The organism is Rhizobium sp. R339, assembly GCF_002211395.1.
Classification (GTDB): domain Bacteria; phylum Pseudomonadota; class Alphaproteobacteria; order Rhizobiales; family Rhizobiaceae; genus Rhizobium.
The window spans coordinates 218,128-237,761 of record NZ_LOKV01000029.1 but is presented as its reverse complement, the minus strand read 5'-3'; the positions used below and the strand labels follow the sequence as shown (position 1 = coordinate 237,761).

The window sequence follows — 19,634 nt, the reverse complement described above, 5'->3', positions numbered from 1 at the left end:
ATGGAGGCAAGAGTTTTCGGCCATCACGACCCCTCGTTTCAAAGAGTTGCTGCCGTTCTGCAGGCTCATCTGTCCTCCGGGAGGGACATGGGAGCGGGGGTTTGTGTCTACCATAAAGGGCGTTGTGTTGTAGATATTTGGGGCGGGCAAGCTAGGTCCGGCAAGGCTTGGCATCGTGAGACCATCGTACCCCTAACATCGCTAACCAAACCTTTGTTGGCTTTTGCTGTCGTACGCTTGGCCGAGCAAGGAGTCATCGATCTAGAGGCTCCGGTAGCGACCTACTGGCCCAAGTTCGCGGCGGCCGGAAAGTCCGATGTTCTCGTCTCGCATATACTCTCGCACAGCGCGGGACTTCCAGTTTTCGACTATCCAGTGACCCTGGCTGATCAAATTGAGCGGAAGGCGCTAGCGGATCGTTTGGCCGGGATGACACCTTTGTGGAGACCAGGCGCGCTGCACGGCTACCACGCGATCACGTTTGGCTTCCTAGTGGGTGAGATCCTAGAACGGGTTACCGGGTCGGATCTAGTGAAGGCCTTCAGAATGTTGCTCTCGCAACCTTCCCAAGCAAAGGTCTCGATCGCTGTAGAATGCGACGAGACAGAAACCGTTGCCCAGACCTACACACAAATGAGCAGCGCGCTGCCGATCGGCGACGTGCCCCCGCACCTCCGCGAGTATGTCGAAGGGATGACTAATGAAGGGTCCCTACTTTACCGGGCGACGTTTGGCAGCACCTCAATGACATTCGAGGATATGAATGATCCGAGGTACTTGATCGCACCCCGCCCTGCCGCATATGGGACAGCCACGGGAGTTGCGAAAATTTGGTCAGCGGTCATAGGTCACGGGCCTCAGCCTTCACTCATTTCCGAGCCGTGGCTCCAAAAAATCCGGAAAGAGAGGATTGATGGGATTGATCAAGTCTTCCGCGTTAGATCACGGTGGGGCCTCGGTGTGATGCTTCGGGGCGGTCCGCTGATCCCAACTCTCCCGAAAGGAGCGTTTGGGCATCTCGGATCAACTGGCGCCCTCAGTTTCGGCGATCCAGAAAATGGGTTGGCCTTCGCCTACCTGCCTAATCTCATGAAGTCCGTCTACGAACTTCCTGATCGCCGAGCGGCCGAGTTGACCAACGCAGTTTACAGTTGCCTCGAAACTGGAGGAGACCAAGTTGATCACAAACCATGAGCGGATCTCACCTCAGGAAATTTTAACAAGTGGCTTTTTGAACTGCTTCCAGAAAGCAGTACTGCTGGATCCGAAGCGGGTTGCGGCGCGATGCGGCGATCAAACTATTTCCTATCAGCAGTTGGATGCGCTCTCGTCAGGTCTTGCAGGGGAACTCCTGCATGCTGATCAAAGACCAGGCGATTTGATCGGGATATGCATGCGACCGTCCCTTCAATTGATCGTCGCAATCATCGGGGTACTGAAGGCTAAGATGGCCTACGTGCCACTAGACCCATCGTATCCCGCAAAGCGCTTGGAATTCATTGCACGCGACGTTCGAACGCAAGTTATCATCCAAAGTGGCGGCGATAGTCTTCCGACTGCTCTTCACGAACGGGTCGCAAATCTAAGGATTTTGAGTGACGGATGCACTTTCAAATTTGAATACCGTGAAGCTTCTTCGAAGAAAACGGCGAGCGCTCTTCCCCAAATCGGCCTAGCTTACATTATTTATACTTCCGGCACTACCGGAACCCCCAAAGGGGTTTGCACCACGATTGCTAATCTCGAGCACTATTTGGCTGGCATTGCAAAACGCCTGGCCATAACCTGCGACGATACTGCTTTAGCGGCCACGTCTATCTCCTTTGATCCCCACACCACGGAACTGCTGCTCCCACTCGCATTGGGAGGACGAGTTGTTATCGCGCAACACGGACGCAGCTCACCAGAGGAGCTTAGCATCCTCCTCGATAGTTTCGATGTAACATATGCGCAGGGTACACCATCATTCTGGAAAATGATGCTCGATCACGGTTGGCGTCCCCGCAGTCGAGTTCGAATACTTTCAGGCGGTGAAGCGATGACACCGTCTCTGCGTGAACAACTGGTTGCAGGTACCGACGCCGAATTATGGAATCTTTATGGACCAACAGAGACCACTGTTTACTGCAGCGCAGCGCGTATTCAGCGGAAGGAGGAAATAACACTAGGGGAACCATTAGATGGAACGTCCTTCCGCGTCGTAAACAGCGACGGAGAACTCGCCTCAGCTGGCGAGGAAGGTGAACTCTGGATTGGAGGTGCGGGCATTATGGCTGGCTATTTCGGTCAACCTGAACTCACGAACAAGGCTATGGCGCGGATATCGCACGCTAATGGTGAAACGGAATTGTATTACAGATCTGGCGACTGGGTTCGCGTTGGTGTCGGCGGCCGTATTAGCTTTCGCAATCGTATTGACAAACAGGTAAAGATCCGTGGTCATCGCGTTGAGTTGGATGAGGTTGCCAATGTTCTAAGGACCTTCGAGTGCGTAAGGGACGCGGAAGTCCTTGAAGTGGACTCGGACAGGTTGGTCGCATTCGTGATAGCGAACGAAGCCCATGAGCTTTCGGAAAGCCGACTGAATTTAATTAGGACCGAATTAGCTACCCTGCTTCCTGAGTTCATGATTCCATACAAGTTCGTCGCCTTAGCGGCGTTTCCGCTCACGGCTAATGATAAAATAGATCGCTCCGAACTTCTCCGTATTTTCAAGCGACGAGATGCCAAACTCGCGACCCTTTCGACAGAAGACCTGCTCGAGAGGGACATGAAACTGCTGTGGGAGACTGTGCTGGGCTGCGGCTCGATACTGCCTGAGAGCACTTTCGATCAGGTTGGCGGGCACTCTTTGAACGCTGTCACCTTGAAACTTGCGATCACCGGCCAGTTCGGTATCGATGTGCCCTTATCCATTGTGACCGCAAATCCAACGCTAAGGCAAATATGCGATTTCGTGCGCTCAAGCAAACAGAGCAGCCAGCCGGTCATACGACGAACAAAACAGGCCTCAGGCACCGCCCCCATGAATTCTTCGCAACTGCTTCTCTACGAAGAGCTCCCCCCGGACAAAATCGAAAATTATCTTTTGGAATTCCTTCTTTCGAGTGATGCTCCAGCGGAACTGCTGAAGGCGGCGGCCGATCAGGTATTCATTGAAAATGATATCTTTCGAATATGCAATAGTGACCCGATGAAGATGATTCTTGAGTTCGCATCGGCACCAACTGTTATGACCGAGAACGTTAGTTCCTCATTTTCTAATGAAGCAGACTTTCTTGAGGCGATCCCAAAACATCGTGCCAGAGTTTCGCCAAGGTCTGGGCTTTTTTATTATGCTTGCGTTTACAGCAGCGGGGAGAGGAGTCTGCTTTTCGTAGCCCTCAATCACATGATTGCCGATGCTCAAACGATTTCCATTTTGAAGATGAAAATCTCACTAGCGGCGCGAGACATCTCGGCCTCAGCACCGGCTGGCCAGGATTATTTCGAATGGTTATGTCAATCGCATAAGAAGACTAAATGCATCTCTCCTAGTGAGGATGAATTTTGGTCCACGATGCTTCCTCGCGCCGTGCCGCAAATAAAGGTTTCGGGGAATGGGATTAGTCATGAAATTCGATCAACATCCACAACACTAGCATTTCAACCGGGCACCCGAGGGGCGATCCTACACAACATGCTTCTTTCTTCCATCGTCCACTGCATTGCCAGAAGCCAGGATTGGGAAGTTGTGCCATGTCGGCTGGTAGGAAACGGACGAGATTACGAAAATTCCGACACGCTTGGATGGTGTTCCCATCATTATCCGGCGCTTTGTACAGTGGGAGATTCGGTTGCAGACACTTACAGTCGTATCGCAACGTTGCTGTCTGATTTACGCCCACGAAGCGCCGACTTCGGTTGGCGTCGCTATGTCCATCGAGCAACCGGCTTGGCACACCTTCCTAGTTTGTCGATGTTTCCGATCTATTTTAACTATGTCCCTGAGAAGAGGTCAACCCAGCTCGAGCTTTTCGAGTCTAGTCACGAACTTCCGCCTTTGTTCGAGGCAAGGAATACTGTCCGCGGTATGTCCTTCGTAGCGATTGATCAGGGTGGGAAGTTAGTTCTCACCCTCTATTACGATCGCGCAATCGTTTCCGACGAAATTGCCGAAGAAATGTTAAGCATGACGCGATCGACAGCGATCTCGCTGCAGAGTGGCAAATTGTCATGATCGTGCAACCCAATAATCATTTAGGAGATAGTGATGACCCACGCGGACATACAAAGCCAATTTCGCTCATCGCTGCGATGGACGAGCGTAGAACGATTGGCCTAAATAATAGGCTGCCTTGGAATACTCGATGGGTCTACGAATTCTTCGAAAACAACATCAATGACAATGCTGTTATTGTCGGCCGCAGGACATACGAAGGTAAGAGCATTCCAGTCCCTGCGGGTAAGACGGTGCTAATATCGAACACAATAAAAAGCACACCACGTGGCCTTTTTACAGCAATGTCACCGGGAACCGCTTTAGCTGTCGCGGAAAAATTGCCGGTACAAGAAATAATGGTAGTCGGAGGGCAACAAACGTTCGAGGCATTTCTTGATCGGGCGCGAACAATCCGACTGTTGATCATTCACGAAAGCGCCATTGGCGACCGATACTTTCCAAAAATAGACCTGCGAATCTTTAAACTCGTAAGTGCTGAACGATTAACGTCGGGTACTGCGCGAACGTCCGTAATATATGCTCGGAAGCACTAGAAGCGACATTTAGCGCGGGGCGTCAAGGGTGCAAACGACCTGTGTCTTCGCCCTCACTTTTAAGACGTATCGCTCTTTTCTGATAGAAAGGATGTGGGATGAGGTCAGAACATGAATTGAAAGCTGCACGCGCGGCACTTCCGCGGACCGAAATGGGATTGCGTCATACCGCTGACTGTACTGTCTTACCTAGCAGGCAAGAACTACTCCGACAGTTGCCGCACGGAGGAATGGTTGCCGAGGTTGGAGTTGATGTTGGTGACTTTTCAGCTGATATCCTGGAATATAATCGCCCTTCCAAATTGATATTGATCGACTGCTGGGAGGGTCCGAGATACGGAGATGGTAAAGCGAAGGTAATGATGCGCTTTGACCACCAGATCTCCGACGGGACAGTCGAGATTGTACAGAACCATTCAATCGACGCGCTCGCGAAATTCCCCGACAGGTACTTTGACTGGATATATATCGACACTGATCACAAATACGAAACTACTGCAGCAGAACTCGAGCTTTGTGCTCAAAAGGTAAAGGAACACGGCCGAATTGCGGGCCACGACTTCTGCGTTGGCAATATTGTCAGAGGCCGAATCTATGGTGTAATTCAAGCGTGCGAACGATTTTGCGTGGATCACAATTGGTACTTTGAGTATATCACCATTGAGTCAGGAGGACATTTCTCGTATTGCCTCAAGAAGATGAGCGGAATATACTAGTTATGCTTCGGAACATAACTAGTATGGTTTTAGTGTTATTTTAAGTTCATACTTAAAGTACCACCTAAACGGCCGGTGTACTTTCTCCTAACATCAGGGTGATATTGTGCTGCGCGCGAATTCCATTTACTGGGTCAAGCCGGATGAAGATTGGGCCAATTTGTCAGAGTCGATGCCCTGCCTGTCGCCGGCCGAGGCTGCGAAATCCAAATCCTATCGGTCCGATCTAAACCGGAGAAATTTCGTTATAGGGCGAACGCTCCTCCGCCTTCTTGTCGGTCAACTTTTGGGCTTTGATGCTACTCAAGTCGAGTTTAGCATCGGCCCAAATGGAAAACCCCACCACGTCGATCGTTTCGGATTCGAGTGGCCATTTTTCAATGTTAGTCATACACCTGGACTTATCATTATCGCGCTATCAACAGAGTCGGTAATCGGTATCGATGCTGAACATGTGGCGGGCGGAAGGTATTTTGAACTCTACGATCATGTACTTTCCGTTCGGGAAAAAATCCAAATATGCGCGCTTGAGCCTTCGCTTCAACCACGCGCGTTTCTCAGAGTCTGGACGCGGAAGGAAGCTCTTCTTAAAGCGGCAGGGTTTGGTATTACTCAGGAGCTCTCTGAGTTTGATGTATCCGTTGGCGACTCAAGCCGGATTCTTCCAGTGCTGCGTCATGACGGCCAAATCTATTTGTCCCAATTTGCAGTCAGGGACGTAAGCATAGTCGATAGTCATCTGACGTCCATCGCATGCTCGCACGATGCAAGCCACTTCGAGGTGAAAGCGCTGACATTAGCCGTACTAGGGATGTGACTAACACCGAGACGTTAAAGCGCCAGTTCCAGTTGCTTGGGAGGATGAATTTGTAGATCGCATTCGAAGCCAGTTAAATGCGAAGGAAGGCGTTGACGCGCTTCTTGATGCCACCATTTCTCGAAGTTGGAACAAGGAATGTGAGAATGATTTTAGCGCCTCATGTGAATTTCTATCTAACGGACAACGGAGGTATTCTTCAGAATAGAAAAACTGGCGGCTGGTGGGAACTTAATCGCCTGGGGGCTATTGCTTTACACTTGATGCTAAACGGGGAGTCAGTGGAGTTCGTCGGACGTAGGATTAGCGTCAACTTCCAACTTTCAGAAAGTATTGTTGTGGTCGGCGTTTTAGCCCTGTTGAGGGATCTCCAATTTAAGCAATTGGCATACTACGGGACGGGAGTCCGGTAATCACACCATCTGTTCCATAAGTCATATCGTAAGCGTAAGCGCTGTCCCTCTCGCACCTTGACGACTAGTCTATGCCGTTTCGAATAGCGTCGCCATGTTCGAGACGGAAACTTCGGGCGAATTGCAGTCATGCTGCCCGTGGACCACTGAATGGCCGTGAGACCGAAATCATTACTTCGCGGCTCACCCGCTACCAGCTCCAAAAAAATCATCTTTATTTAGGACAAAGCCGATCGGCCTTTCGCCGATAGGCAAGGCGCGGATCGTTTCGGAGAGCCTTCGGCCCGGCGCGATGTGAATGAGGTCGCAGAGCGGCATGGGTTGTGATCTGAACCCTTCAAACTGGACCATTTTTGGCTAGAGTTTTCCGGTGCATTTTCCTGGCTGGGAAAGGGACCAGAAGACGATGAAAGCATCGCAGTTTTCGGACGCTCAGAAGGCGTTCATTCTGAAGCAAGGTGATGAAGGCGTGTTGGTTGCTGAAATCTGCAGGAAGGCGGGGATCAGCCAGGCGACTTATTTCAACTGGAAGAAAAAATACGCGGGCATGCTGCCACCGGAGATGAAGAGGCTGAAACAGCTCGAGGACGAGAATTCGCGCCTGAAGAAGATCGTCGCGGATCTGACGCTGGACCGCGAGATGTTGCAGGATGTCATCCGCCGAAAGCTCTAAGGCCTGCTCGGAAGCGGGAGATGGTGAAAGGCATGTGCTGCGATTGGGCGATCTCGATCCGGCGTGCTTGTGGAGCGTTGAACTTCGATCGATCAACTCACCACTATACCTCTCGCCGTGCTGATCAGGCCGGTCTGGAACGTCGTATTCGCGAGATCTGCGAGATCCGTGTGCGGTACGGCTATCGCCGCGTGCATGTGCTGTTGGAACGCGAGGGTTGGGGCACCAACATCAAGCGAACTTACCGCATTTACAGGGACTTGGGGCTACAGTTGCGGAACAAGACACCGAAGCGGAGGGTAAAAGCCAAGCTTCGCGAGGATCGGCACATGGCCGTCGGACCCAACGACGTCTGGGCGATGGACTTCGTTCACGACCAACTCGCAACGGGTAAGAAACTGCGCGTGCTGACGGTGGTCGACACCTTCTCGCGCTACGTGCCGGTGCTTGATCCACGTCATAGCTATAGAGGCGAAGACGTTGTGCAAACCCTTGAACGGGTGTGCCAAAAAGCCGGCTATCCGAAAACGATCCGTGTCGACCAAGGGACCGAGTTCGTGTCGCGCGACTTGGACCTGTGGGCCTATTCCAAGGGCGTGACGTTGGACTTCTCACGTCCCGGCAAGCCAACTGATAATGCTTTCATCGAAGCGTTCAATGGCCGTTTCCGTGCAGAATGCCTGAACCAGCATTGGTTCCTGACCCTTGCGGATGCCCGCGAAAAGATGGAGGATTGGCGTAGATACTACAATGAGGAAAGACCTCATGGTGCGATCGGCAACAAGGTGCCGATCTCGTTGGTGAATTCGGGAGGCGCAACCAGCCCGCCTCCCTGAATGAAGCCGGAAAACTCTAGCATCCGGTGGTCCAACGTTTGGGAGCGGTTCAGAAGCCGGAAAACTCTAGCATCCGGTGGTCCAACGTTTGGGAGCGGTTCAGAAGCCGGAAAACTCTAGCATCCGGTGGTCCAACGTTTGGGAGCGGTTCAGAGCCAATAGCGGGACCCGTGGCGATCGTGTTCCATGAGAAGGTGTGCATCTCGCGATTAAGCATTTCAAGCAATTTCTGAATGGAAGCTCAAAGAAGGAGGACAAGACAGATGCCGTATAGCATAGGAGATGGCCCTGACGAGCGGGCTGCAAGAAATGCACCCGACAGACGTCGCTCTCTCGAGATCGAACAATCTGACCTCAGAAGGCAGCTCTCCAACTTGAGTGGGTATGCCAAGACGACCGCAGAGCGTAGGCTTGCGTCGATTCAGGAGGAGTTGGATCGGATTTCCTAGATCACTACGCAGCCTGTTTAGGTATCAGGCAACTCCCACGACTCTCGTAGACCGACGACTGGACGTCAAAGAACCGCGCACGATAAAACTCGTACAGCCTTTCGTAACTGTTGTCGTTGAGTGCGGCAGGGGACGTTCGCACCCGCTCGGCGATCTTGCCCAAATTTCCAGCTCGAGGATATGGAGCTCGGAGCACCTCTATTCCTTCGATAGTCTCCCTAGCTCCTTTTGCTGCCGAATACCGGGAATACCAGGTGGTGTAGACAGTGAGGGCTTTGAGGACCGAGCGGTCATCAGTCGAGATGGCCACGCCAGCCGCTTCGGACAGGCTGACAAGATTGTGCTTGAAGGGGACCTTTTCGCGAAGTCCAGTTAAGATCCCTTTGATCAGCACCTCAAGTGAAAAGCCAGCAAGAAGGGCGAAAGCCTCGAAGTGATGACCGAAAGGGTCCCCTCCGAGAACCATAGCTGCATCGTGCAGCCGTTCCGCCTTGTTCGAGTAGTAGAGCAAGCTGTCGCGATAGCGTCGATGCTGGTCGTCCATCGCAACATGGTGGATCGTTCCGGCTACGCGGGCTAGCTTCGCCTCGAACGTATCTTTCATCATCGTCCACCTGGATCATCGCTTCCTTGCCAACTGGCTCGATGTTCTGCTCCACGCAAGCCATGAGATAACCGAGGGAGGGCGTGTCATCGTCATCATCGATGGGTCTATAGGTTCGGCAGCTAGATTCGAGCACGTGCCGTCGGTGCAGCGCTCCGCTTGGCTGCATGCTCTTCCGCGATAAAAATCGAAGCGACCGGCTGACTCGCTATGTTTTGGCGTTATTAAAGCACTACTCCCGAGTCTGCTCGACACTTTGGACGGCAAGGGCCCTGTTGGTAGTTAGCCAGTAGACACAGCATCCTTTATCGGAAGGAGACGCTGCAGATGCATGGTCGACAACCACTGACAATGCTAGTCCGCAGATGATCGCAGTGACCTTCCTTTCATGGTGTTGTCCCGGGCTTCTTGCAGATATCCCTATTGGAAACAGCTAGATTGGCTGAATCCTGACGCTTTTTATACCACTCCACCCAATCAATATTGATCAGGCAACTGCCTGCTTTTTCGAAGCTGAGGCACTTATCTCCAGGCCTGTAACAAAAACCGGCTTTTGCGCACTCTGTGCCACCCGACCCAGTAATTTCTGGGGACTTGTCGGCCGGGTAGATCATGGTGTCCACCTTTTCCCCCCTGGGTGTTGTTTCTGGCGGAAGACAAAAGACCGTCCTTGTGGTTTTTTTGCCATCCTTGAAAAGCACCTTGCGGAGGTTCTTTGTTTTCGTGGATAGAACTTCCTTTCGAGGTCCGGCGAATACTGAAGTTAGCGTGCGAGGCAGTGGAATAAGGCTAACTCTTTGTATTTTCTTTGTATCAAGAACTGCTACGTCCTCAAAGATCGCAACAAGTTTTTTCCGTAGATCTGCCTCCCCAACCAAATATAAAGTGACTTTGGTTGGGACCCAGTCACTTCCTTTTTCGCCTACCTCGATCTGAGTTTCGTTCTTAACGGTGGTATCGGTGTCGCTTTGACCTTTAACTCCCGCAAATTCTCCTGACACATTCTTTCGCGCTGCAAGTTCGGGCTTGTTGAGCGACTTTATTAGTAGCTCCGCGTCTTGTTTAGATATTTTGGTAAGCTCTTCGGTGATGTCGGAGACAAGTTCGTATTGTTCGTCACTAATCTTCTGGATCGATGCCTCGGTTTGGTCGGCGTTTTTGAGCACTGTATCCAAAAGTTTATTCTCGATTTCATCCGCTGTATTTTCATCAGTGCTGTCTCTTACCCTTTTCACAATAATCGTTTGGCTGACATCACGAATAACGCTTTCAACCACATTTGCACTTACTGCTCTGCGCCTACTATCGAGGTGACGGATTTTCCCATTTGAGGAGCTTTTCCCACTAGAGAATACACCCAAGTTGAGGCCCTTGCTTTTTGAGCCACTTGAAGAGGTCACTTCGATCATCCCGCTTTGGCGCTGGTTCATTGTAAGATTTTGAATTGCCTCCGCAGTTGCCACTGCCGCGTAGCTCACTGTAAAAGTCCTCGTTTTGGTGTCCGGCACTGCCGTGAAAATCGAGGCTTGAAAGTCTCCGTTTCCTCTTCCTAGCGCCTCCAGCGTTCCGCAAGAGTCCAGAATGTCGATCTCATACTTTGTAAAATCGAACGCGTTCGATGGGGCAACGAAGCCCTCTTTGATTTTCTCTCCTGCATTTGGAGGTGAAGACCAGCGAATGGTGCCGTTAACTTTATCCAAACTCGAAAAATTACCAGAGTAGAGAAGGAAAAGCCCGAATGGGTATGGGCTCAACACGGGTTTCGACGTCTCGTCCCGTTCGGTGGCTATGTGATACTCTATTTCGTCGTTGACGGCATTAGAAGCGAGTTCAAATGACAAGACTGCTGTCGCAGTGTCGGACGCGGATTTCCCCTGACATTCTGTGGCAACGCTCGTCTTATAGGCTTCAACGTCAAATACAAAATAAGGACTTACATAATAATGGATCAATTCGCCTTCCACGACACGATTAGTGGAAAGCGAAGCATTCCCCAGTGCCTCGATGGTGAATGGTATCCATTGAGCATCCGCTCTCGGTGCTTGTCGTGCTGGGGCTGAGGTCGGCAACTCGACCTCTTGAGCAGCTGTTTCAGTAAAAGAAAGGGTCATCAGGAGTGCAAGTACGGTCCGTAGAGAAAGCATCAGTTTCCTCCCCGATAAAAAGACGCCTCAAAAGTGTATATTATTTGTATCTAACATACAACGAATGGTTCTGTCTCAACCTCACGCCCGGAAACGCTCGATGCCAACACATGCGCCTGGAAACACCGGCAGTGACCCTTCTGGCAAGGCTCTGAGTCTGCTGTCATCGATCACACTGACCGATCTTCTTTGATGGAGAAGGGCATGAGGGAATGCTCCACAGTAACAGGTGTTTCGTTCTCAAATTGTCCTCACCGCCCTGAGCTGTGATCGCCTTTCCAAGGGCGAGCAACGTGAGTCGATGGTTGTTTGTCAATTCACCCAAAGTAGTGGGTTACATTCGACGGCGCTCCAAGGGCAAGTCGTCGCGGGCGGCGGTTGCCGGCGGCTAAACGGTATCGGCAGTCTGCAATCTATGAACAGACTTCAATCGACAGTCAAAACTTAATATTCAATCACTCAAGACCGTGCGAGGCAAAGATGAACAGCGTATTTTCTTTAGCTTACGTCACCGAAATAGGTGATCTCGATTTCGCTCAGCATTGCCGATCCCCGAACCTTGTCACTACTTAGCTCACGCGGATTAAACCAAAGTGATCTGATTGCCTACAATTAAGAGCATCCGAAGATTTAAGTACCAACCTTCTTAACTAACGACGGCATGCCTGTTCTTATTAACAAGACCGTGGCTGAGCTTGTCGAACAGATTGAGGATAGTCCGCTACCAGAGTTCCGGCAGGTACAGTTGATGGACCGATTTCCAATTGGTTTACCTATAAAGTACCTGCCGAAAGTATAATGAAAGAAATAGTGGTCATCGTGCGAAACGCAGTCGGAGGAAAAATCTATAATATCAATCCCTTAAATCCTAGCAATGGGAATATCGAAGTGAATGGTGCCTAGTAACCTATGATCACCAGTATAAAACTAATGTTCGTTCTTTTACTATAACATTAAAGAATTGGTCTCACGATTGGCCACGCGTTTTCAACTTACATCTAAGATACCTAATCTAACTCAAGGCGTTTCGGGCAGTTAGGTTGCTCGTCGGCCCTCCTCTCCCAGTCACGGCGTTCAGGTAATCAAGGACGGGGGCCGATGTCGTCAAATCTCTGCAACTATTCAGCAGCGCGATAATTCACATCCCTAGAGGCTGCTGCAGGCCTCCCTCCCAGAGCCAACCCGAGATGATGCACGACAGTATCAAGCCGAGCAGTTCGACCGCTGCGCTCCGGAACGACAAGCTCTCCAAACCTCTCGACGAAATTCGACGACGGCAGAATGTCACCTCACAGACAAAGCGCCGTGCCGACAACCGCAGTTGGACCCTGGCGCCAGCACAAGGCAAATCGGCAATTTCCCGAACATAGCGGCTATGAACACGATTCGACGGTCGGCTGCATAAAGGGCAGGAACGTCGATCGGCGGCAGCGCGGAAACAATGATAACCCCTCGCTCTCGTCGGAACGCTCAACAATCAATCGTACGGGATCAGACGAAATTTGGTCGCCATGGTGCTGATTCCTTCTCATAACCGCACAAGTTTCGACTGCGAAATCATCAAATATGAGTCAGATTCACATTCCATGCCTAATCACAGCCGCCCGTTGGAATACGGACCGGAGAGGCCCGACCCTTCCGCAGGGGCAACACGGCCCTTCGTGAGCAGAGATGGCATCACCGTCAACTTCTGGGCCGCTGCGCGAACCTTCCGGACGGCCTCGTTCCGCTTGTCCGCGATTTCCTCAAGGCGATGGACGGCCTGACCGATTACAAGTCGGAGGATCGTCGCCTGCGTCGGCCCGTTCGTCTCAAGCCGAATCCGGCCGAACTGGCGATCGCCATCCCACGCGGCGTGGTCGATCTGATCTTCTCTCGGCCAAGTATCGCGCCATCGGTGGCGCGGCTTGGGACCCGGATCATTTTCGACGCCCTTCATTTACGCTCTGGATCAGCCCTCCTTCTGCGAGTGACGCTCTTGGAGGTAGAGGCGTTCCAGATAGTCGAGTTCCCATTCCTGCTTGATATACTCGTCAACCGGGCGCGGCCCACCGCGAGGCCGAAACTCATTGGCGTTGCGCTGCCACTGCCACGAATAATGGAACCATGGGACGATCAGGAAGGGGATGGCGATAGCGTAAGACCAGATCGAATTCACCGGCGGAATGTTGACCCCAAAATAGTTTACGCCGAGGATCAGCGCGCCGAATGCGCTCCCTACCATGCTTGCCCCGGCTGCCTTGCCTTGCTTGAAGTCATAGTTCTCCAGCTCTAGCCGATTGATGTAGGACTGCACCTCGTCTGGCAGATCGGAATACGAAGCGGCTGGATGACGGTCCTGCGTTCGGAAGGTATCGAGTTGGCGCTTCTGTGCCTCGGTTAGATTTCCTTTGTAGCCAGGCGCACGATACCACGGCAGCCATTCGACTTTCTCCTTGCGCTTCCAGAACATCGATCCTGTCCCCCTCCTCCGGTTTGAATGTACTGTCGTCGAAGAATGATTATCGCGTGAGATGTCCGAGAATCCAGCGGTTTCCCTGCTTGTTGTAGCACCCAAGGCAGCGCAATCGGAGTTACAGCGAATGCAGTATCGCATTGCCCCACTTCCGGCGCAGCTGATGACGATCGATCCACGATTCCCGCTCGCAAGACGGGCAGCTTCCACCGAGAGCGTTCAATTGCGGTAGGTCGTCGATCGCGTGCCGAGCGGGTCCTGTACCAGCCCGATATAGATAATCGCGTCCGTTCTCGGCCGCCCGATGTCAATCCCCGTGGATGCTTCATTGCTAGCGAATGCCTCTTGACTTTCACAGTCAGAGAAATGTGTTTGGCCTGGAGCCTCATGGAGTGTTAGCCGATGACAAAAATAAATCATAACAGACCGTCGCTTCGTCTCCTCGACAATTACATACGCGAGCTGAAGTCACAGCAACGCGAATACTCAGTCCCTGGCGCGTCGTCTCGCAGCTCCGTCGGCAGTTCCGGGATGCCCACTGTCAGCGAAGCCGCTCAAGCCAAGATTCTAAGCATGTTTGAAAAGGCCGACGCGTATTATCGCGCCTTTTCCAACTACCTCGATTCTATTCTACCCAACGCCGAGACCACCGGTCGGAAGAAGCGGGCTTCATTGAAAGAGAAACTCGACGAATCCAAGAGGAGCCTTACAGACTCGTGTGTGCAGATAGTGCTGGAAGCCATGCGCGAGAAGATTGAGGGAAAAACAGGCGTCATCAAATGGCTTGAATGGTTACAAAGCGAGGCCCAGCGTACAAACGACTACGGCTTGTACGACATCTTAGAAATTGGAGTAAAGCCCGCCTCTGAGAAGGTTGAAACAGCTATCGCGGATGGTGCTCTTCGATAGGCCCGGTCCAATACCATTGACGGCAGGAGAACACCATGAGCCGCACAAGTCGTAATCGAAGAGGCCCGAGCGAAGCGTAAGCGCTGTTTTCAGGCCACGGCTTTGAGTTCGTGCTTTGCGGCATAGGCCCAAGGCAGCAGGTCGTCGATTTGGTTATTTGGATGCCCGTTGACGATCTTGGTGAGGACGTCTGAGAGATAGGCCAGTGGCTCGACATTGTTGAGCTTGGCAGTCTCGATGAGCGAGGCGATGGTCGCCCAGTGTTCGGCCCCGGCGTCCGACCCTGCGAAGAGTGCATTCTTCCGATTGAGGGCAATTGGCCTGATTGACCGTTCGACGACGTTGGAATCGATCTCGATCCGGCCATCGTCGATGAAGCGGGTCAAGCCGTCCCAGCGTGACAAGGCATAGCGGATTGCTTCGGCGAGTTTTGTCTTCCGGCTGATGTAGCCGAGTTGTTCACGCAGCCAGGGAGCGAGGCTGTCGGTGATCGGACGACTTTTTTCCTGACGGGCGACGCGACGCTCCTCGTGGGTCCGGCCACGTATCTCTTCTTCGATCCTGTAAAGTTCGGCGATGCGTTTGAGCGCCTCGCTGGCGATGGGTGCCGGACCGGCCGCAGCCAGCTCATAGAAGCGGCGTCGAACGTGGGACCAACAGAAGCCAGCGACACGGTGTTCTTTGCCGCGAGCGGGCGATATCCACTGTAGCCGTCTACCTGCAGGATGCCGACGAAGCCGTCGAGACGGGCCATCGGTCGTTCGCCTTTGCGATCTGGCGCATAGACATAGGCGACACCGGGCGGGTCTTCGCCCTGCCACGGCCGGTCATCTCGTGCATAGGCCCAAAGCTGACCGGTCTTGGTCTTGCCACGTCCCGGATCGAGCACCGGGACTGTCGTCTCGTCGGCGAAGAGCTTGGACGACGACTTCAGATGATCAAGCAGCCGCTGATGGACCGGGCGTAGATGCCATGCGGCGCGACCGACCCAGTCGGCGAGCGTCGAACGGTCGAGGTCGATGCCCTGACGCTTGTAGATTTGCGCCTGGCGATAGAGCGGCAGATGATCGGCAGATTTGGAGACCAGCACCTGTGCGACGGTTGCCTCTGTCGGGATGCCGCCTTCGATCAATCTTGCCGGGGCCGGCGCCTGGACAACGACTTCTTCACAGGCCCGGCAGGCATACTTCGGGCGCCGCAGCACAAGCACCCGGAATTGGGCGGGCACAGAATCGAGCTTCTCGCTGACATCCTCGCCGATCCGATGCAGGTCGTTGCGGCAGCAGGGGCAGGCATGGTCATCGATATCGACCACGATCTCGACGCGCGGCAGATGCGCTGGCAACGAACCCCGGTTGGTGCGCCGTTTGGCGACCTGCGCCTGGCACAGAGCAGTCGAGCCCTGTTCCTTCTCTTCCAGCCCCGCAGCCTCGACTTATTCAGCCTCTTCAAGTCCAAGCAGAAGCTGGTCTTCGGGAAGGGTCTCGGCCCGGCGGCCAAAGCGGTGGCGCTGCAGTTCCTTGATGATCTGACGCAGCCGAGTATTCTCTGCCTCGCGCGAAAGCACCATCGCTTTGAGCGCGTTCAGGTCATCCGGAAGCTCGTCTGCCGTTATCGTCATGGATCGAGAACAGCATATTTTGCCGCTCGAAACGAGAGGCAGGATGATGCTGATTCAATTGGTCGCGGCCGCTATCCAGCCTTTATGGGAATGCGTGTTTCGCTTGGCGCATGCACGCCTTTCCAGTCCAATCCCTCGAACAGAGCCGAGAACTGGGCAGCTGTCAGATGCATCGCACCATCCTGCATTCGAGGCCAATGGAATTCGCCATCCTCAAGGCGCTTGGCGACCAGGCATACGCCGCTGCCGTCCCAGAAGATCAATTTGATCCGGTCCGTTCGTTTGGCCCGGAACACATAGATCGTGCCAGAGAATGGGTCAGCACCCATCTCGGCTTTCACGAGCGCCGCCAATCCGTCAGCGCCTTTGCGGAAGTCGACGGGCTTGGTGGCGATCATCACCTTTACCGCACCGGACGGACCAATCACGACGGAGCCTTCAACGCCTGGATCACAGCAGCAATTGTCGCGCTGTCCGTGCCAGATGCGATCCTGACGACCGCGCCGCCAACCTCCAGCTCGATTGCCGCAACTGGAAGTGCGCTCCTCGTAATCGTCTTTCGCCGTGTCGGAGGCGGCTCTACCGGACGATCAATTACCGCTGGCACAAACATCGGCGGCGAGCCTTGCTTCGCCTGACTTCGCGCCTGCCGACGCCAGGTAAACAATTGTCCGGGCGACAACCCATGCCGACGCGCAACAGCACTGACCGACATCTCGCCGCCATAACTCTCGGCGACAATTCGGTCCTTCTCCTCGTCGCTCCAGTCGCGGCGACGGCCGGCTCCAGTGAAAACCTCAAACCGTTGCACCGGCACCTCTGCACTGGTGCCATGCGTAAACCCTGTAATCGTCATATGTCGAAGCCTCGTTCGGCAACAACATCAACAATCAAACGCTGATCCGGAAGGTGGGCGCAAAACAGCGCTTACAGCGAAGCCCGCCGGAAAGACAATGGTGATCTGCCGGCGCAGCTGTTTATCGTCGTCGTTCCGCCGTCCACGGGTGAGCTGTCGGGCGACGCGTAACCGCTTACGCTTCAGTGTCTCTTGCACCATCAGCGACAGACCGGGAAAGCCCTTGCGCATGTCCGTATGGCCAGTCGCCAACCAGACCTTCACACCAGCAGGAACCGGGATCATCGCCGACCCAGCACACAATCGAGAATGCGGCCTCCGTGTCGATGTCGCTGTCCACACGGACACGACGACCGCGGCCCAGATCAATCGTCACATCGCTGCGCTTCCGGCGGGGATGCGGTGAGCCCGGCGCTTCTGAGGCGGCGGACTGGGCTGCCGGCGCGGTCTCCGAAACGATCACGGGCACCAAGGTGCTCGACACCTGCGTCGACGCCTCCTCGATCCGGCAGAGTTCCTTGCGCCACCGAAAGAGCTGGCTCACGTGGATGCCGGCCGCATGGGCAATCTCGGAAAGAACCGCACCAGGCTCAAGGCAGGCTGCAACCAGCCGCTCTTTGTCCTCGCGAGACCAGCGCCGACGGCGCTCGACAGACGTGATCACTTCAATCGGATGCTTGGTCATAGGACTACTCCTAGTGTTTGCACTAGGACTTCCGATGTTCGCATCAACCTCGCAAGACGGCCCTCACCGTGGGCTTACATTATTGCCGCCGCATAGTTGTGCATGTCCTTGACGCATCGCCGGCAGTCAGAGACATCACATGGAAGGCTCAGAGCCGGTTGACGGCTCGACGAATCCCAAGAAGTTGGCGAGGAACTTGTCGTATCTGAAAAACCCTGCACCGTTGGGCGATTATGCCAGTTCAGGTCAGCTACGCTTTCCTGTAGAGAAAATACCTCCCCGGTCGAATTCCTTCTGGAAGTGGGATAGGAACCAATGTGGGCACTTCCAAAGGCAAACCACTTGCAGCGATACCGCCGGCACCTAGGAGACTGACCACCAACGTCGGTAGCCAGACCAATGTAACTGCGTCTATGTCGTCGTGCCCGGACCCAATGTCAGCGTGGACAAGCGCCGCACCAATCCCTTGGAACGCGAGACCGCTCTCACTGATTTCACCCAGTACAAAATCTTGTTTCGAAGGCGTGGACGCGGAGAATGAGCGGATCTCGCGGTCGAATACTATTATTCTTCGTTCGGGGAAACATTCGCGCAAATGGTCATAGGTACGGCCATTGCCAAGTCCGAACTCGATAATGGGCCCCTTGTTCCCATCATCATACAACAAACCGCGAATCGAATTTAGAATATCCCTTTGAGCTGTCAATCGACGTATCATATTATCCAGTCGACTCACGTCTATTCTCCTTATTCGAAAAGGTATGCGTCGCTAAGATTCCAGCAAATCAACTTAAGCCGATTTATTTTCTGGCTCAGAACCATATTCGGACCAAATGATTATTGTTTACATTTTCTCTGGCTGTCTTTGCGTACTCACTTATTTTCAAAGTAAAACACTGTACTCCCGCATAGTTTACCCTCGCGATCGGCTAGATATGCGCTCTCAACGCCAAAAGCCTCTGCCAAATCTCTTGTTAAGTGCTTAGAAATTGAAAAGGTCACGTCCACCGCGCCGAATACCTCGGTCATCACTTGCACGGTGTCTTCAGTTCCGAATAGACGCATGTGATCTGCTTGCGCGAAGCGAGCGATGCGCTGTTTCGCAGTCAAACTTGGATCTAAATCCTCATCTAAGTTACCTTTTCGAAAGGGAATGGTGAACAGGTGGATGCCGCCCGGCTTTAGAAGAGCGTTGAGCTCTCGGAGTGTCCGCCGAAAATCACCTGGTAAATGTTCGAGCACATGATTGTGGACAATGATGTCGGCTGAAAGCAACCTTTGATTGCTGATTGAATGGGTTAGATCATGACCTAATATCCCTTCAATGTGATAGGTTTCCGGCTCGATATCATAGCATCGATAATTGGGATTGTTACCAGCTGCGGAAAGAACCGTATTAAGGCATCTCTCAGGAGCGAAGTGGTGAACATTTTTCAGAAAAAATGATCCTCGCTCAGTGCTAAGGTGACCCTTGATCATGAGGCAGAGGTAAATACAGCGAGCTCGTGCAACGCTATTGCAATGAGCGCATCGTTCTCGTGCTCTATTTCTAAATTCGGCGAACACGGAAGTCTTGGCGCAAATGGGGCACAAGTTAAGGGCGCGAACAGGAAGGCTTGTCATTCGATTTGAACCCTTGAAGACCTGGATCCTTTTCGGAGAGACGAACCATCAGAACCCTATTCGCTCTTTTGACTCGCT

17 protein-coding genes and 2 pseudogenes are annotated in these 19,634 nt (G+C 53.1%); 7 read left to right on the top strand and 12 right to left on the bottom strand.

Annotated elements, in window-relative coordinates; all coding sequences use genetic code 11:
- From ATY76_RS32925 to ATY76_RS32895, 6 genes are all read left to right on the top strand, one after another.
- Positions 1 to 1,194 (top strand): serine hydrolase domain-containing protein, encoded by a 1,194-nt coding sequence (locus tag ATY76_RS32925; RefSeq protein ID WP_088678731.1) that lies wholly within the window; start codon positions 1 to 3, stop codon positions 1,192 to 1,194.
- Positions 1,178 to 4,219, top strand: coding sequence for an amino acid adenylation domain-containing protein (locus tag ATY76_RS32920; RefSeq protein ID WP_088678730.1), 3,042 nt, complete (start codon positions 1,178 to 1,180; stop codon positions 4,217 to 4,219). Before ATY76_RS32925 ends, ATY76_RS32920 begins: the two co-directional genes overlap by 17 nt.
- Positions 4,216 to 4,755, top strand: a complete 540-nt coding sequence (locus ATY76_RS32915) for a dihydrofolate reductase (protein WP_088678729.1) — start codon at positions 4,216 to 4,218, stop codon at positions 4,753 to 4,755. The genes ATY76_RS32920 and ATY76_RS32915 overlap by 4 nt, the downstream gene beginning before the upstream one ends.
- Positions 4,756 to 4,853: 98 nt before the next feature.
- Positions 4,854 to 5,471 carry a class I SAM-dependent methyltransferase gene (locus ATY76_RS32910; RefSeq protein ID WP_245310224.1) on the top strand — a complete coding sequence of 206 codons (618 nt, stop codon included), beginning with the start codon at positions 4,854 to 4,856 and terminating at the stop codon, positions 5,469 to 5,471.
- Positions 5,472 to 5,577: 106 nt separating this feature from the next.
- Positions 5,578 to 6,288, top strand: coding sequence for a 4'-phosphopantetheinyl transferase superfamily protein (locus ATY76_RS32905; protein ID WP_141105081.1), 711 nt, complete (start codon positions 5,578 to 5,580; stop codon positions 6,286 to 6,288).
- 819 nt (positions 6,289 to 7,107) lie between these two features.
- A protein-coding gene (locus tag ATY76_RS32895) for an IS3-like element ISRel21 family transposase (RefSeq protein WP_088678725.1) occupies positions 7,108 to 8,210 on the top strand; the annotation gives its coding sequence in 2 pieces (ribosomal slippage) (positions 7,108 to 7,369 and positions 7,369 to 8,210; 1,104 coding nt in all).
- Between the two features lie 453 nt (positions 8,211 to 8,663).
- Here the strand turns inward: ATY76_RS32895 and ATY76_RS32885 are convergent.
- The 5 genes and pseudogenes from ATY76_RS32885 to ATY76_RS32865 form a co-directional block, all read right to left on the bottom strand.
- A complete protein-coding gene (locus ATY76_RS32885) occupies positions 8,664 to 9,263 on the bottom strand; it encodes a hypothetical protein (RefSeq protein ID WP_088678750.1) in 600 nt (199 codons plus the stop codon).
- 386 nt (positions 9,264 to 9,649) lie between these two features.
- Positions 9,650 to 11,407 (bottom strand): hypothetical protein, encoded by a 1,758-nt coding sequence (locus tag ATY76_RS32880; protein WP_088678723.1) that lies wholly within the window; start codon positions 11,405 to 11,407, stop codon positions 9,650 to 9,652.
- 1,291 nt (positions 11,408 to 12,698) lie between these two features.
- Positions 12,699 to 12,827 (bottom strand): annotated as a pseudogene (locus tag ATY76_RS34425) (transposase family protein); the annotation flags it as partial.
- A 174-nt stretch (positions 12,828 to 13,001) separates the two neighbouring features.
- Positions 13,002 to 13,346: a hypothetical protein gene (locus tag ATY76_RS32870; RefSeq protein WP_088678722.1), complete on the bottom strand. Its 345-nt coding sequence runs from the start codon at positions 13,344 to 13,346 to the stop codon at positions 13,002 to 13,004.
- Between the two features lie 12 nt (positions 13,347 to 13,358).
- Positions 13,359 to 13,859, bottom strand: coding sequence for a hypothetical protein (locus tag ATY76_RS32865; RefSeq protein WP_088678721.1), 501 nt, complete (start codon positions 13,857 to 13,859; stop codon positions 13,359 to 13,361).
- 405 nt (positions 13,860 to 14,264) lie between these two features.
- On the opposite strand from ATY76_RS32865, the gene ATY76_RS32860 reads away from it, so the two are divergent.
- On the top strand, positions 14,265 to 14,771 hold the full coding sequence (locus ATY76_RS32860) for a hypothetical protein (protein ID WP_141105080.1): 507 nt from the start codon (positions 14,265 to 14,267) through the stop codon (positions 14,769 to 14,771).
- An 89-nt stretch (positions 14,772 to 14,860) separates the two neighbouring features.
- Here ATY76_RS32860 and ATY76_RS32855 read toward each other — a convergent pair.
- The 7 genes and pseudogenes from ATY76_RS32855 to ATY76_RS32825 form a co-directional block, all read right to left on the bottom strand.
- Positions 14,861 to 16,392 (bottom strand): annotated as a pseudogene (locus ATY76_RS32855) (IS66 family transposase).
- A 71-nt stretch (positions 16,393 to 16,463) separates the two neighbouring features.
- Positions 16,464 to 16,820: an IS66 family insertion sequence element accessory protein TnpB gene (gene tnpB, locus ATY76_RS32850; protein ID WP_088678719.1), complete on the bottom strand. Its 357-nt coding sequence runs from the start codon at positions 16,818 to 16,820 to the stop codon at positions 16,464 to 16,466.
- Positions 16,817 to 17,248 (bottom strand): transposase, encoded by a 432-nt coding sequence (locus ATY76_RS32845; protein WP_088678718.1) that lies wholly within the window; start codon positions 17,246 to 17,248, stop codon positions 16,817 to 16,819. Before ATY76_RS32845 ends, tnpB begins: the two co-directional genes overlap by 4 nt.
- 27 nt (positions 17,249 to 17,275) lie before the next feature.
- Positions 17,276 to 17,449 carry a hypothetical protein gene (locus ATY76_RS33535; protein WP_245310222.1) on the bottom strand — a complete coding sequence of 58 codons (174 nt, stop codon included), beginning with the start codon at positions 17,447 to 17,449 and terminating at the stop codon, positions 17,276 to 17,278.
- A complete protein-coding gene (locus ATY76_RS32835; RefSeq protein ID WP_141105078.1) occupies positions 17,424 to 17,933 on the bottom strand; it encodes a transposase in 510 nt (169 codons plus the stop codon). The genes ATY76_RS33535 and ATY76_RS32835 overlap by 26 nt, the downstream gene beginning before the upstream one ends.
- 250 nt (positions 17,934 to 18,183) lie before the next feature.
- Positions 18,184 to 18,669, bottom strand: coding sequence for a class I SAM-dependent methyltransferase (locus tag ATY76_RS32830; RefSeq protein WP_088678717.1), 486 nt, complete (start codon positions 18,667 to 18,669; stop codon positions 18,184 to 18,186).
- 137 nt (positions 18,670 to 18,806) lie between these two features.
- Positions 18,807 to 19,412, bottom strand: a complete 606-nt coding sequence (locus ATY76_RS32825) for a methyltransferase domain-containing protein (RefSeq protein WP_190233790.1) — start codon at positions 19,410 to 19,412, stop codon at positions 18,807 to 18,809.
- Positions 19,413 to 19,634: the final 222 nt, after the last annotated feature.

Excerpts from the sequence above, each read along its gene's own strand:
- ATY76_RS32925 (WP_088678731.1), top strand. The coding sequence starts at position 1 with ATGGAGGCAAGAGTTTTCGGCCATCACGACCCCTCGTTTCAAAGAGTT.
- ATY76_RS32915 (WP_088678729.1), top strand. The coding sequence starts at position 4,216 with ATGATCGTGCAACCCAATAATCATTTAGGAGATAGTGATGACCCACGC.
- ATY76_RS32910 (WP_245310224.1), top strand. The coding sequence starts at position 4,854 with ATGAGGTCAGAACATGAATTGAAAGCTGCACGCGCGGCACTTCCGCGG.
- ATY76_RS32885 (WP_088678750.1), bottom strand. The coding sequence starts at position 9,263 with ATGAAAGATACGTTCGAGGCGAAGCTAGCCCGCGTAGCCGGAACGATC.
- ATY76_RS32880 (WP_088678723.1), bottom strand. The coding sequence starts at position 11,407 with ATGCTTTCTCTACGGACCGTACTTGCACTCCTGATGACCCTTTCTTTT.
- ATY76_RS32870 (WP_088678722.1), bottom strand. The coding sequence starts at position 13,346 with ATGAAGGGCGTCGAAAATGATCCGGGTCCCAAGCCGCGCCACCGATGG.
- ATY76_RS32865 (WP_088678721.1), bottom strand. The coding sequence starts at position 13,859 with ATGTTCTGGAAGCGCAAGGAGAAAGTCGAATGGCTGCCGTGGTATCGT.
- ATY76_RS32860 (WP_141105080.1), top strand. The coding sequence starts at position 14,265 with ATGACAAAAATAAATCATAACAGACCGTCGCTTCGTCTCCTCGACAAT.
- ATY76_RS32845 (WP_088678718.1), bottom strand. The coding sequence starts at position 17,248 with ATGACGATTACAGGGTTTACGCATGGCACCAGTGCAGAGGTGCCGGTG.
- ATY76_RS33535 (WP_245310222.1), bottom strand. The coding sequence starts at position 17,449 with ATGGTGCAAGAGACACTGAAGCGTAAGCGGTTACGCGTCGCCCGACAG.
- ATY76_RS32835 (WP_141105078.1), bottom strand. The coding sequence starts at position 17,933 with ATGACCAAGCATCCGATTGAAGTGATCACGTCTGTCGAGCGCCGTCGG.
- ATY76_RS32825 (WP_190233790.1), bottom strand. The coding sequence starts at position 19,412 with ATGATCAAGGGTCACCTTAGCACTGAGCGAGGATCATTTTTTCTGAAA.